Raw genomic sequence first — 12810 nt, 5'->3', positions numbered from 1 at the left:
TCGGTACTACCGAAACAACACTAGACGTTACCAACACCACCATCGACCAGCAGCTCAGAGCCAAGCATATAACTGGATTCATCCGACGCCAGAAAAACCGCCGCTTTAGCTAGCTCTTCGGTTCGTCCCATGCGACCCAAAGGCACAAGTTGACGAACCTGTTCCTTTAGCGCTTCTTTTTCCTTTTGAGGTAAACCGAACTTGTCGAAAGCGCCCGTCTCCGTCGGGCCAGGGCTTAGCGAGTTCACACGAATACCAAGATGTTTTAGTTCTCCCGAAAGCGTACGACTTAACGACTGTAAACCGGCTTTGCTCGCTGCATACACGCTACTTTGCGGTAAGCCAATGTGAGCCGATACACTGCCGCACAATATAATAGACGCAGAACCTGACAAAAGCGCTTGCAGTGATTGAATCAAAAAGAATGGACCTTTTAGATTGGTTGATATCACTCGATCAAAGGCCGCTTCATCCCAGTCTGCTACTGGAAGGTGTGTTACGTCGCCAGCATTAACAAAAACAATATCAAGCCTCGGAAAAGTGTCTGCAATGTAGCACGAAAGGGCTTGTTGACTGGCAATATCACCTGCGTCATTCTGGAATATATGAGCATTATCACCTAATAGTGCTTTCGCCTTTTCGAGCCCTTCGACATGACGCCCAGTAATCAAGACCTCTGCTCCTTCTGCGATAAACTGCCTCGCAGTCTCAAAGCCTATTCCTGCGCTTCCTCCTGTAATCAACGCGTATTTTTTGGCTAACCGTCCCATAAGAATTCTCCTTGAAAAAGTGATTTGGAGAAGCCAGTATGTTTACTAAAGTACCCTATTGATAGTAGGTACCAATTGGATACTAAAGGAACTTATAGCAATGACCACATTACTTCCACATTCTGACGAAGCGGATTGTATCCCCCCTTGTCCTATGGTTGATTTCGTTAACATCGTGTCAGGAAAATGGGCTATTCCAATACTGTATCGACTGATTGTAACTACCAACGCAGTTCGATTTGGAACCTTGCAACGTGCAGTCGCGCCTATCACTCAAAAAGAGCTGACCAAACAGCTTCGCGCTTTCGAAGACATCGGATTGGTAAAGCGCACCGCCTACCCAGAAATGCCGCCACGGGTCGAATATCAAATTACTGAGTTGGGAAGGACTTTAAAGCCAACACTCGATTCGCTGGCGAATTGGATGACGGAACATAAATCAGACTTGTTAGAAAAGAAGTCGCAGCCGTGAGTCGAGCACTAAGCGAATCAGACTAATTTATCGGCCTTCTCACGAGACGCTTCAATGATCAACTCCGCATTTAGACCGTCGTTTGTCATCACTCGTTGCCATGCTTGTGGAGCAGTTAAGCCGGTTTTAATATGACGCTCTGCAACGCGCTGGTTACTAACAGAAATTGGTACATCCAAAAACCAAGTTTCATCAAAGACTTCTGCCTTTAACCGATTCCAAGGTTCTTCATTGAGCAGCAGATAATTCCCTTCCACCAATACAATCTGGTCAGTCGACTTCAGCTCAATGTCATTTTCAATTGGATCACCTTTGTGATGGTCAAAACTAGGAAAAACTCCAGAACCGTTGTGTTTAGCTGCGACCAGTTCTAAAACCAATCTAACAGCATCAAAAGTAAACGGCGCACCTCGGCGGATATATGCCTCTTCTCGGTTTGGCATCTGATCAAGCTGATGACGATACAAGTGATAGCCATCCATTGGGATGATCACTAATCTATCGCCAAGCGCATCTTTAAGCTGCGCTGCAAAGGTGCTTTTTCCGCTACCCGGAGCGCCGACTAAACCGATCCAATATTGTTCACCTTGATCAAGCGTTGAGGCGAGTCGCTGAAGATATAGAATTTGGTTTGAGGAAGGCATTTTTGGTATTAACTCATTGATTAATCAAGATTTGGCAAAGACTCTCAATGCAACGCCTGCCGCCGCAGTGCGGTTTTCGACCCCTAACTTCGGAAAGATCTGTTCAAGGTGCTTGTTAACCGTTCTAGGGCTCATTTCGAGGATTTCGGCGATCTCTCGATTCGTTTTGCCGTTTGCGATCCAGCGCAATACTTCGGATTCTCGATCGGTTAGATTCAGCTCAGATTTCAGCAGTTCAACTTCCGTTGGCTTCACACCATCTTCAAGCTTGAGTAACGCTTCTTTCTGTTCTGTATAACCCATCATTTTGATTGAAAGCGGATACTCTAACCCGTCCAACTTTAACGTGTTTCCCGTTTCAGGGACGTGAGACAACCAGTGTCTGATTTGCTGGGCGAGTTCGGTTGTTTGCCATGCTTGGCTCGCTCGCGCTTTAGCTAACAAAGCATAGGTTTGCGGCGTCGCCCAAGCGATGGAACCTTGCTCCGTTGCGGTCATGAGGTATTGCCCCATACTGTCTAACGCCGATTGTGCATTGTTTGCCTGACGTGCATTGTTTAGATGTACTCGCATTCGTGCAATCAGTTCATTCGGCTGAATGGGTTTAGTGAGGTAATCGACGCCGCCCGCTTCGAGGCCTCGCACAATGTCATCAGTATCACTTAACCCCGTCATAAAAATAACAGGGATAGTCGAAAGATTAGGATCGGCTTTTAACGCTTTGCACGCTTCGAAGCCATCCATCGTGGGCATAATCGCATCCAACAAAATAATATCGGGGCGAATCCGTTTGGCAATAGTAAGCGCCTGCTTACCTTCTAAAGCCACAAGTACGTCCATGTTGGCGGCTTCCAACGTATCGTGAATTAAGCTTAATGCATCGGGCGAATCATCCGCCACCAGCACCACTTCACTTCTCACGAGATCACTTGTGGTGTTCATCATTGTTCGCTCTTAATTAACATTATGACGACGGTTTCTCTAGGTGTTGCGCCACATACTCTGCAATGGCTTCAAATTGAAAGGCTTGATACAGGGCATCAAGACTCTCACTGTGTTTTTTGGGCATCCATTTGATCTGATCGAGATTATCGAGTGTACTACGAATGCCTTTTTTATACCCCATTTCGGCGAAGGCGATCAGCTCTCTAACCAACTCATGATCTTGAATGAGTGCGTGTTGCTCCGACAACGCTTCGCTTTCTGAGGGCTCTAACCCAGATGCAAACTGCGGCTCAGACGATGCATTAGAAGATTGATAGACCCATTCAATGCCAAGCCATTGCTGTACGGTTTCAAGCAAAGTCACATTGTTAATCGGCTTAACGAGATACTGATTAAACGCGGCTTGCTCATCAGGCTTACGCTGACTTTCCTGAGCATCGGCCGATAACATTACGATCGGTGTTGTATCACCTCGATCACGCAAGAGCTTAGCAAGAGCCAAACCATCCATGCCCGGCATAGTGACATCGAGAATGAATAAATCTGGCGAGCTGGCCTCTAACTGATTTAGGCACACGCTTGCATCTGATGCTTCTAATACATTAAAGCCAATTGGCACTAAGATATCCGATAACAGCCCTCGTACAACGGGATCATCATCGACGACCATGATGGATCGTTGATAACCCTGATAACTTACGACACGCTGATGAAGATCCGTTTGTGTATCAGGCTGGTTGACCCAAGGTAGCAATAGGCTAACCGTAAACTCACTCCCGCTGCCTACCTCAGAGCGAGCTTTAAGGTCTCCCCCCATAATTTCGGTTAACAACTTAACAATGGTTAAGCCTAGCCCCGTACCTGGTAAGTTCGCGGAATAGCGGTCTCGTACACGTTCGAAAGGGTCAAAAATACGCTGCAAATACTCCTCTTTAATACCGACGCCAGTATCCACTATATGAAATTCAGCCACTTGGTTACGATAGTTAATGTCGAACGTCACTTTCCCTTTTTGCGTGTATTTCACTGCATTTGACAACAAGTTAATCAGTATTTGTCGCAACCGCTTTTCGTCGGTAATAACAAGGCGAGGTAAAGGTGCTCGAATATTAAGTTCAAATTCAATGCCTTTGCCTCGTGCCTGCATTTCAAACATGCTTTCAAGCTGCTCAATCAAATTCGGTAAATCGACTGTGTTGCGGTAAAGGTCAAACCGCCCTGCTTCGATCTTGGAAATGTCTAACAGGCCTTCAATTAAATCCGCTAAATACAGACCACTGCGCTGAATGATATCTAACCCATTTTGGTGCTGTGTCGGCGCATCTTTCTTATCGGATAACAACTGAGCGTAACCAATAATGGACTGCAACGGGGTGCGAAGTTCGTGGCTTATTCCAGTTAAATAGCGGCTTTTCGCTTCGTTTGCTCGCTCTGCCAGCTCCTTTGCATCCTGTAACGCTCGGTCCGTTTCTTGGTGGGCGTCTATCTCCTTCACCAATTTACGTGTTTGGCGGTTGGACTCCTTCTGTGCAACCACACGACTCTCATGCGCTAACAAAAACAGCCAAGATAAAACGCCCGATACAATCAATAGGGTAAAAAACAACGCCCACATCGTGTCTTGCAATAAGATGGCTTCACTGGGTGTCTCGGGTGACATTTGTCGGTAAATCAACAGCATTAAAGCGCCGTTGATTAAGTTGGTGAGCAACAGCAAAAAAGTAAAGCGCCCAAAGCGCGAGCTAATCGCCTTCACCGCTCGTTTAGGGAGAAACAGTTTTAGAAAATAATCACTCTGTGCACTGATATTCGCACTTGGCTTACAGCTCTCAAGGCAACGAACATCAAGAGAACAGCACAAGGAACAAATCGGTTGAATGTAAGCCGGACAAAAACTCATGTCTTCCGACTCAAACTCATTCTGACAAATACCGCAGGTTAAAGTCACGACGTTTGAATGTGGGCGTCGCGCTTGTTCCGCTTCGATCAAAGGAACCAGCTCTGGACTCTGACGCGCCAAGTAGTATTTTCCTTTGGTAAACCAAGCGATGCTGGGCACGCATACAAAACAGGTCGCGAGCGAAATAAAGTGACACAAGCTTTTCGCAACCTCACCAAAAGCGCCCAAATAACTGACTAAACCGATCACCGTTGCGATCAACATCGATCCCGTTCCGACAGGATTGATGTCGTACAAATGCGCCCGCTTGAACTCGACATAATTTGGGCTGAGGCCCAACGGCTTATTCACGAGTAAATCAGCCGCAAGACTGCCTAACCAGCTCACAGCACTGATCGCAAATACACTCAAGATAGCACCCAGCGCTTGGTAAATGCCCAGTTCCATTAGCAGCAAGGCGATGGTTACATTAAACACCAGCCAAACAACTCGTCCGGGGTGGCTATGGGTCAGCCGAGAGAAAAAGTTCGACCACGCAATCGAGCCGGCGTAAGCGTTGGTCAGATTGATCTTCATCTGACAAATAAAGACAAACACCGCCGCCAGAATTAACGCCGTTGTTGGCGAGGTCGTAAGAAAAAGAAAGATACGTTGATACAAAAAGGTTGGATCGGTTGCCTGAACCGCAGTCGCACCGTCCGATATGGCCAAATACGCTAAGAATGACCCTAGCAACATCTTAATCGCACCAATAAACACCCAACCCGGTCCCGCAAGCACTAACCAGAACCACCAGCGTTTTGCGTTTTCATTGGTTTTTTTCGGGAAAAAGCGCAGGTAATCCACCTGCTCCCCAATCTGCGCCATTAAGGCAAATAATACCGACGCCGCAGCGCCAAAGAGCACCCAATCAAAATGTGCGCCTTCCGGCAAATCAACGGGCGTATAATTCGACCAATCATCGATATGCTGGTACTCAGAAACCAACACCACCCCAATAGCGGCAAACTGCAACACAAGCCAAATCCATTGAGTACCGTTTTGAAAACGGCTGATTGCTCGAATACCATGGGTCACAATGGGGATAACAAACAAGGCAGACAACGCATAGCCAATCGAGAGCGGAATGCCTAGTAGAACTTCTAAGGCCGACGCCAGAATGGCCGCCTCAATCGCAAAGAATATAAAGGTGAAAGTCGCGTAGATCAGTGACGTGATGGTTGAGCCAAGATAACCAAAACCCGCTCCTCGTGTCAGCAAATCAATGTCGAGGCCGTGTTTGGCGGAGTAGTAAGCAATTGGAAAACCGGTCACGAAGAAAACGGCCAGCACCGTCAAAATAGCGGCAACAGCATTGGTAAAGCCGTAACTTAGAGTGATAACGGCGGCTAAACCTTCTAATGCGAGAAAGGCTGCTGCACCCAGTGCAGTATGACCCACGCGTTCAATCGACATGGTGTGACCTTGCTTTGACGTGTAACGCAAGGCGTAGTCTTCCATGGTTTGGTCTGCTACCCATTTATTGTAATGGCGTCTAACTTTAAAGATCTTTTGAGCAGCAGACATAGAAGCGCACCTTTAAAGCAAATCGAAGATCTTACCCCTAACCCTCCCCTTATAAAGGGGAGGGGATTAGAAGCTCCCAGTTCAGCCCCTCTCACTTAACAAGAGGGAGGGAATTAGAGGCTCTCGGTTTAAATCCTCCCCCTTAACAAGGGGGAGGTTGGGAGGGGGTAAGTGTTGTTTACGCTACAGCAAGAACAACACCAGCAAGCGCAATGACAGAACCAGAAATGCGCGTTACGATTGGTGTACCAAAGCGAGTTGCTAATTGACCTAGACCAACACCCACAAGGTGAAGTGCCGCTGTCGCAAGCGCAAAGCCCGCAGCATATTGAATGCCGTTTGCAGTAAGAGGCATTTCCGCACCGTGCGCAGCACCGTGGAAGATAGCAAATGCACCCGCGATTGCAGCACACGCCGCAACAGGAAGACGTTTAGCGCCCAGTACCAATGCACCCAACACAACAACCGACAATAGAATACCTTGCTCAACAAAAGGAACCTGCATACCAGCTACTGCCAATGCGCCGCCCATCACCATCGCAATGACAAATGCCATAGGCACTGCCCATAGCGCTCGGCCACCCATCGCTGCCGCCCAAAGGCCAACTGCAACCATAGCAAGCAAATGATCTAGACCGCCCATAGGGTGCATAAAGCCAGACATGAAACTTGATATGTGTTCATGGCCCGCGTGCGCGACTGCCGCACCGGAAAAAACTGCAAGAGAAGAAGCAGCCAATGTTTTAGCTGACATTCCTTTAGAGAAAGATAAATGCATGAAAGAATCTCCTAAATAAATAAATTAAACGACCGCTTTTGCCGGTGGTAGTTGTTTCGCTTCCAGCATCCCTTCGGACACAATAAATTGAATAATGTCATCTAAGCCTTCTGCTTTCTTCAGATTAGAAAAGACAAAAGGACGATCGCCACGTTGTGCTTTTGCGTCTTGATCCATCACATCCAATGACGCTCCTACCAAAGGAGCCAGATCCGTTTTATTAATGATCAACAAATCAGACTTAGTGATACCCGGTCCACCTTTACGAGGGATTTTATCTCCCGCTGAAACATCAATGACATAGACCGTTAAATCAGACAGTTCAGGGCTGAAAGTCGCAGATAGATTATCACCTCCTGATTCAACAAACACCACATCCAATTCACCATGACGTGCTAATAATTCATCTATTGCCGACAAGTTCATCGACGCATCTTCTCGGATGGCCGTATGCGGGCAACCGCCAGTCTCAACACCGACAATCCGATCCGCTTCCAACGCCTCGTGACGCGTTAGAAATTTAGCGTCTTCTTGTGTGTAAATATCGTTTGTCACCACCGCGATATTGTAATGTTCGCGCATCGCAGAGCACAGAGAACGTAGTAACGCTGTTTTACCCGACCCGACTGGGCCACCAATTCCAACTCGTAGCGTTTGCTTTGGTTTTGTCATTGTTTATTACCTATCTTTTAAAATTCTAATCTTGGTGGCGGATGCCTTAGACCCCTCCCTAGCCCTCCCCTTAGTAAGGGGAGGGAACAAAATAAACCTCAGTTCACCTCCTACCCCTTGCCAAGGGGAGGGGAAAAAAGAAGCCGCTCCTCCCACTTTGGTTTAGAGTGGGGAAAGAAACTGCTCCTCCCCCTTACCAAGGGGGAGGTTGGGAGGGGGTCTCGTCTATGATCTAAATAACCGTGAATACTGTGTTTCATGCAGACAACTCGCAATCGCTACGGCAGGAAGCCCTGCGCCTACATCGTCTTCATCAAGCGTTTTTGATAACTGAATGGCTTCGGTTAACACGGGCTGAAGCGAGCCAAACAGAATCTGCGCTTGAGTTTGTCCCAACGGAACCAATTTAGTCGCTGCGGCAATTTGGTTCTCAAGCCACGACCATGTAAAGCCTAATGCCGAGGTCTCAAATTCGATGTTCCAGTCCGTCACCGCTATCGCAAACAAGATCGTAAAACTCACCTCTTCAATTTTTAAAAACGGCACCTCTATCTCTAGGCTGCGCAATAACCGAGCCAAGGCTTCGCCCATTGCCGTGTCATTCAGCCTAAGCTCTTTGGTCTCTCGACACGCCAACACGAGATCATTCAATGCGACTAAGCGAGCTTCATCTCGTCGCTGCCAAGCGGACATTGCCATTCTCAAAATGGGCAAATCGACACGCGCAAACGATTGCATTAATTGCAGTGACGTCCAATCTTCAACCTGCGCTTGGTTCTTAATCCAACCTTGGTCGATGGCGTATTCCATCCCTTGTGAAAAAGCATAGCCACCCACTGGCAGACTGACGCTGCTCAGTTGCAGTAGTCGCAGTAACCCGCGATCAGTGGTGGTGATGTCCATGACTGTAAGCTCCCGATTCAGGGTTAAAGACCGCTTCTTCGTGAGTCACGACCAAACCTAGAAGATGCAACATCTCCTCCAATACATGATCGGGTTTGATCCTTAACCAACGCTCGCCAACCTCCACTTTGGTATGGCGATTTCCTAAGTGATAACACGCTTTTGAAAACGCAGCCCAATCATCACAACTGGCGTGAGCAACTGACTCAACCGCCCCGACAACTTGAATAATCTTGTCGCACTCTGAACGCAGATATTCCCCTACCAGCAACGGCTTTCCGCGCTCTAAAAAAACGCGTACTTCCTCACCATTCTCACCCGTCAACTTTAAACGGCCTCGTTCGCGCTGATCGGCGTCTAAGGTGACTCTTGTATACACGTCGTCATGGCAATGCGTGCCTAATCGAGTATAGATATCCAAAATATTCTCCGCGTTCGCTTTCATTGTTCGACTCGTCACACAGGTATAGAGGCATGACTTTCGAACCCGTTAAAAAAGGTTATACAACTGCGCCAAAGGCAGTTCTTTAGCTGGTTCACACGTTAGCAATTCACCATCTGCGCGCACCTCATAGGTTTGTGGGTCGACCATAATGTCAGGCATCCAATCATTGTGAACCATGTCTTTCTTGCTGACGGTACGCGTGTTTTTACACGCCACCAGTGAACGATCTAAACCAAGGCGGTCTTTAATACCATTTTTTAAAGCTGCATCGGACACAAAGGTCACCGACGTTGCCGCACTGGCCTTACCAAACGAACCAAACATCGGACGATAATGAACCGGTTGTGGGGTTGGGATAGACGCATTTGGGTCGCCCATCGGCGCACTTGCGATCATTCCGCCTTTGATGATCATCGACGGTTTAACCGCAAAAAAGGCAGGCTTCCACAACACCAAATCGGCCAATTTACCCGGTTCAATGGAACCCACTTCATGGCTCATGCCATGCGCAATTGCAGGGTTGATTGTATATTTTGCAATATAACGCTTAGCACGAAAGTTATCTGCACCCAGTTCTTGATCTTCCGGTAGCAGACCGAACTGTTGCTTCATCTTATGCGCGGTTTGCCATGTACGAGTAACCACTTCTCCCACTCGGCCCATTGCCTGAGAGTCAGAAGAGATCATCGAGAACGCACCACGATCATGAAACACATCTTCTGCCGCTATGGTTTCCTTACGAATACGAGAATCGGCAAACGCAACATCTTCTGGAATGTTGCTGTCCAAGTGGTGGCACACCATCAACATATCAAGGTGTTCATCAACGGTATTGTGAGTATATGGACGCGTAGGGTTGGTTGAAGACGGCAACACATTTGGCTGACCTGCTGCACGAATGATATCCGGCGCATGACCACCGCCTGCACCTTCCGTGTGATAGGTATGAATAACACGGTCTTTGAACGCACCTAAAGTGCTGTCCACAAAGCCCGACTCATTAAGCGTATCGGTATGAATCGCCACTTGTACATCGTACTTTTCTGCGACAGACAGGCAACAATCAATCGAAGCAGGTGTTGTACCCCAATCCTCATGCAATTTGAGCCCACACGCCCCCGCTTCTAACTGTTCTTCCAACGCGTCAGGCAAACTCGCATTGCCCTTTCCGAGAAAGCCTAAGTTCATTGGCATGCTGTCGGTGGCTTGCATCATTTTCCCAATATACCAAGGCCCCGGAGTACAGGTCGTGGCATTGGTTCCTGTCGCAGGTCCGGTTCCCCCTCCGATCATGGTTGTTACACCGGAGGTCAGCGCTTCTTCAATTTGTTGCGGACAAATAAAGTGGATGTGAGCATCGATGCCGCCTGCGGTTAATATCGAGCCTTCCCCTGCAATGACTTCAGTACCCGGACCAACGACAATATCGACGTTGTCCTGTACATCTGGGTTGCCCGCTTTGCCGACTTTAAAAATACGTCCGTCTTTGACGCCGACATCCCCTTTGACGATGCCCCAATGATCCATCACCAGCGCATTGGTAATCACAAGGTCGACGGCGACATCATTGGTCAATTGGCTTTGCCCCATTCCATCACGGATTACTTTACCGCCACCGAACTTCACCTCATCGCCATAGGTCGTAAAGTCTTTTTCGACCTGTATCCAAAGATCCGTGTCCCCTAAACGCACTTTATCGCCCGTCGTCGGGCCAAACATTTGAGCATAACTCGCACGATCCATCGTTTTTTTGGATGTACTCATGATTTACTCTCCTCATAAGCGGAGTCCGTTTTCAGCGTTCCCATCACATCGCCTCGAAAGCCGTAGATGGTTTTGCTGCCAGCGTATTCCACAAGCTCGACCTCTCGCCCCTGTCCCGGTTCGAAACGTACCGCCGTGCCAGACGCGATATTGAGTCGATACCCTTTCGTAAGTGCTCGATCAAACACTAACGCAGGATTCACTTCATAAAAATGGTAATGAGAGCCGATTTGAACCGGCCGGTCTCCCGTATTTTCAACGCGAAGTGTTAATGTCTGACGCCCTTCATTTAGCATGATCGCGCCTTCGGCAACGCAAATTTCACCCGGAATCATTGCAGTCCCTCCAAAAAAACAGTGCAAAAGCAAAGAATCATTTCACCCTGATGCAGAGCATCAGAGTATAAGAGTCGCTGCATTTTCTAATTAATAGGGTTATGAACCGTGACTAGCTTGGTTCCATCTGGGAACGTTGCTTCCACCTGAACTTCATGAATTAAGTCCGCCACCCCATCCATCACTTGATCAGCGCTCAGCAAGGTTTTACCGTAAGCCATCAATTCAGCCACCGTTTTACCATCACGCGCACCTTCAATTATTTCCATAGTGATGTAGGCCATCGCTTCGGGGTAGTTCAGTTTAAGACCTCGATTTAAGCGCCGTTCCGCTAACAATGCGGCGGTAAACACCAGCAGCTTGTCTTTTTCTCTCGGTAATAATTCCATTGTCGTCTCTTGGTTTTGTAAATTTTAATTGCCCTTTAGGAGATAGCCCTATAAGACATAATGACCCCACCCTAACCCTCCCCTTATTAAGGGGGGGGGAACCCAATAGATCTCAGCTCTACTCCTCCCCCTTAACAAGGGAAGAGAATCCAAAAAATCTCAGTTCTGCTCCTCCCCCTTAACAAGGGAAGAGAATCCAATAAATCTCAGTTCTGCTCCTCCCCCTTACCAAGGGAAGAGAATCCAAAAAATCTCAGTTCTGCTCCTCCCCCTTACCAAGGGGGAGGTTGGGAGGGGGTCGTTACTAAGTCGACCAAATCCTCGGCTCACACGCCGCCTTCCCCAGCAAAGCGGGGCGGATTAGTCGCCAACATTGAATAAACAGGTTCTTCATTCTCTCACTGTCGGAATTGAGGCTTCGGATCACGACAAACTCGCCCACCAACGTCGCACCAGACACGCCATCCATATCACGACAAGCTTGCTTTAACGCATCCACAAGCGCGTCATTCGCTTCACTCTGCTCGGTAAATGGCCCTGCAATCAAAACGCCGTTCACTGGGTTGGCCTGAAGACCCGCTTGCCCTGACATTAGGTCAAGGCTTTGCTTATCGATAAGTAATCTTTCCCTAAGTCGAATTCGACCATCTACATTAATTTGAATGCGTTGATCGGCTTTTCCCTCGTTGAAATCTTTTTGATTTGCTGGCAACCCAAAACACGTTATTTCCCAGCCAATAAAACGGGCGGAGCCCTGTAAGTCGATGTGGTTCGTCAATTTCGTATTGGCATCTGGATAAAGAATGGTTTCCTGAGGTAACCACTCCATCGCCGCCCCTTTCGCAACGTTTAAAAAAGTGGTTTGGCGCTGCAAGGTTTTATCAGGGCGTGCCTTATAAACTCGTCCCGCTCCGGGGGTGGTAATCAGTACATGGGTGTCTGTGGATTGTTTCGATTCGATCACCAACTCATCACCCGACACAAGGCCACCGGGCGGATGCAAAAGATAAACGTGGGCGGCTTCTTTCCCTTCTGGGTAAAACGGCTTTTGTACATACAAAGGGCCTTTGTGATCACAGGTTTTTAACACCGTGCCACGTGCCGTTTTGTCGAAACCTATCTCAAGATAGGCTTTCCATTGACTCGCTAGGGTTCTCTCACCCGCGTTGCTTACCATCGGCTCTGCCAATAGACTCATAACACCCCTTTGAGTGGTTTTAATTATTC

At 48.0% G+C, this 12810-nt stretch carries 13 protein-coding genes; 1 reads left to right on the top strand and 12 read right to left on the bottom strand.

All coding sequences use genetic code 11. The features are described 5' to 3' along the window. Positions 1-20: 20 nt before the first annotated feature. A complete protein-coding gene (locus MARME_RS00665; protein WP_013659344.1) occupies positions 21-770 on the bottom strand; it encodes an SDR family oxidoreductase in 750 nt (249 codons plus the stop codon). 100 nt (positions 771-870) lie between these two features. Here MARME_RS00665 and MARME_RS00660 point away from each other — a divergent pair, with 100 nt between their 5' ends. After that, the gene (locus MARME_RS00660; RefSeq protein WP_013659343.1) at positions 871-1242 is read left to right on the top strand and encodes a winged helix-turn-helix transcriptional regulator; all 372 of its coding nucleotides are present in this window, start codon (positions 871-873) and stop codon (positions 1240-1242) included. Between the two features lie 17 nt (positions 1243-1259). Here MARME_RS00660 and MARME_RS00655 read toward each other — a convergent pair whose 3' ends face one another. The 11 genes from MARME_RS00655 to MARME_RS00605 form a co-directional block, all read right to left on the bottom strand. Next, positions 1260-1886 carry a nucleoside/nucleotide kinase family protein gene (locus MARME_RS00655; RefSeq protein WP_013659342.1) on the bottom strand — a complete coding sequence of 209 codons (627 nt, stop codon included), beginning with the start codon at positions 1884-1886 and terminating at the stop codon, positions 1260-1262. A gap of 24 nt (positions 1887-1910) precedes the next feature. Then, positions 1911-2831, bottom strand: a complete 921-nt coding sequence (locus tag MARME_RS00650) for a response regulator transcription factor (RefSeq protein WP_013659341.1) — start codon at positions 2829-2831, stop codon at positions 1911-1913. A 19-nt stretch (positions 2832-2850) separates the two neighbouring features. Continuing rightward, the gene (locus MARME_RS00645; protein ID WP_013659340.1) at positions 2851-6297 is read right to left on the bottom strand and encodes a hybrid sensor histidine kinase/response regulator; all 3447 of its coding nucleotides are present in this window, start codon (positions 6295-6297) and stop codon (positions 2851-2853) included. Between the two features lie 178 nt (positions 6298-6475). After that, positions 6476-7075: a HupE/UreJ family protein gene (locus tag MARME_RS00640; protein ID WP_013659339.1), complete on the bottom strand. Its 600-nt coding sequence runs from the start codon at positions 7073-7075 to the stop codon at positions 6476-6478. A gap of 24 nt (positions 7076-7099) precedes the next feature. Beyond that, entirely contained in the window at positions 7100-7747 is a 648-nt protein-coding gene (gene ureG, locus MARME_RS00635; RefSeq protein ID WP_013659338.1) for an urease accessory protein UreG, read from the bottom strand. Positions 7748-7972: 225 nt separating this feature from the next. Beyond that, positions 7973-8650: an urease accessory protein UreF gene (locus MARME_RS00630; protein WP_013659337.1), complete on the bottom strand. Its 678-nt coding sequence runs from the start codon at positions 8648-8650 to the stop codon at positions 7973-7975. After that, positions 8631-9095, bottom strand: coding sequence for an urease accessory protein UreE (gene ureE / locus MARME_RS00625; protein WP_013659336.1), 465 nt, complete (start codon positions 9093-9095; stop codon positions 8631-8633). The genes MARME_RS00630 and ureE overlap by 20 nt, the downstream gene beginning before the upstream one ends. A gap of 45 nt (positions 9096-9140) precedes the next feature. Beyond that, positions 9141-10859 (bottom strand): urease subunit alpha, encoded by a 1719-nt coding sequence (gene ureC, locus MARME_RS00620; RefSeq protein WP_013659335.1) that lies wholly within the window; start codon positions 10857-10859, stop codon positions 9141-9143. Beyond that, entirely contained in the window at positions 10856-11194 is a 339-nt protein-coding gene (locus MARME_RS00615) for an urease subunit beta (protein WP_013659334.1), read from the bottom strand. Before MARME_RS00615 ends, ureC begins: the two co-directional genes overlap by 4 nt. Positions 11195-11280: 86 nt before the next feature. Continuing rightward, positions 11281-11583 carry an urease subunit gamma gene (locus MARME_RS00610; protein WP_013659333.1) on the bottom strand — a complete coding sequence of 101 codons (303 nt, stop codon included), beginning with the start codon at positions 11581-11583 and terminating at the stop codon, positions 11281-11283. 304 nt (positions 11584-11887) lie between these two features. Next, the gene (locus MARME_RS00605) at positions 11888-12781 is read right to left on the bottom strand and encodes an urease accessory protein UreD (protein ID WP_013659332.1); all 894 of its coding nucleotides are present in this window, start codon (positions 12779-12781) and stop codon (positions 11888-11890) included. Positions 12782-12810: the final 29 nt, after the last annotated feature.

This window comes from Marinomonas mediterranea MMB-1 (assembly GCF_000192865.1).
Lineage (GTDB): Bacteria > Pseudomonadota > Gammaproteobacteria > Pseudomonadales > Marinomonadaceae > Marinomonas > Marinomonas mediterranea.
The sequence above is the reverse complement of the archived record's forward strand: the minus strand, read 5'-3'. Positions and strand labels throughout refer to the sequence as shown.

Excerpts from the sequence above, each read along its gene's own strand:
- MARME_RS00640 (WP_013659339.1), bottom strand. The coding sequence starts at position 7,075 with ATGCATTTATCTTTCTCTAAAGGAATGTCAGCTAAAACATTGGCTGCT.
- ureG (WP_013659338.1), bottom strand. The coding sequence starts at position 7,747 with ATGACAAAACCAAAGCAAACGCTACGAGTTGGAATTGGTGGCCCAGTC.
- ureC (WP_013659335.1), bottom strand. The coding sequence starts at position 10,859 with ATGAGTACATCCAAAAAAACGATGGATCGTGCGAGTTATGCTCAAATG.
- MARME_RS00655 (WP_013659342.1), bottom strand. The coding sequence starts at position 1,886 with ATGCCTTCCTCAAACCAAATTCTATATCTTCAGCGACTCGCCTCAACG.
- MARME_RS00615 (WP_013659334.1), bottom strand. The coding sequence starts at position 11,194 with ATGATTCCGGGTGAAATTTGCGTTGCCGAAGGCGCGATCATGCTAAAT.
- MARME_RS00610 (WP_013659333.1), bottom strand. The coding sequence starts at position 11,583 with ATGGAATTATTACCGAGAGAAAAAGACAAGCTGCTGGTGTTTACCGCC.
- MARME_RS00630 (WP_013659337.1), bottom strand. The coding sequence starts at position 8,650 with ATGGACATCACCACCACTGATCGCGGGTTACTGCGACTACTGCAACTG.
- MARME_RS00660 (WP_013659343.1), top strand. The coding sequence starts at position 871 with ATGACCACATTACTTCCACATTCTGACGAAGCGGATTGTATCCCCCCT.
- MARME_RS00650 (WP_013659341.1), bottom strand. The coding sequence starts at position 2,831 with ATGATGAACACCACAAGTGATCTCGTGAGAAGTGAAGTGGTGCTGGTG.
- MARME_RS00645 (WP_013659340.1), bottom strand. The coding sequence starts at position 6,297 with ATGTCTGCTGCTCAAAAGATCTTTAAAGTTAGACGCCATTACAATAAA.
- MARME_RS00605 (WP_013659332.1), bottom strand. The coding sequence starts at position 12,781 with ATGAGTCTATTGGCAGAGCCGATGGTAAGCAACGCGGGTGAGAGAACC.
- ureE (WP_013659336.1), bottom strand. The coding sequence starts at position 9,095 with ATGAAAGCGAACGCGGAGAATATTTTGGATATCTATACTCGATTAGGC.
- MARME_RS00665 (WP_013659344.1), bottom strand. The coding sequence starts at position 770 with ATGGGACGGTTAGCCAAAAAATACGCGTTGATTACAGGAGGAAGCGCA.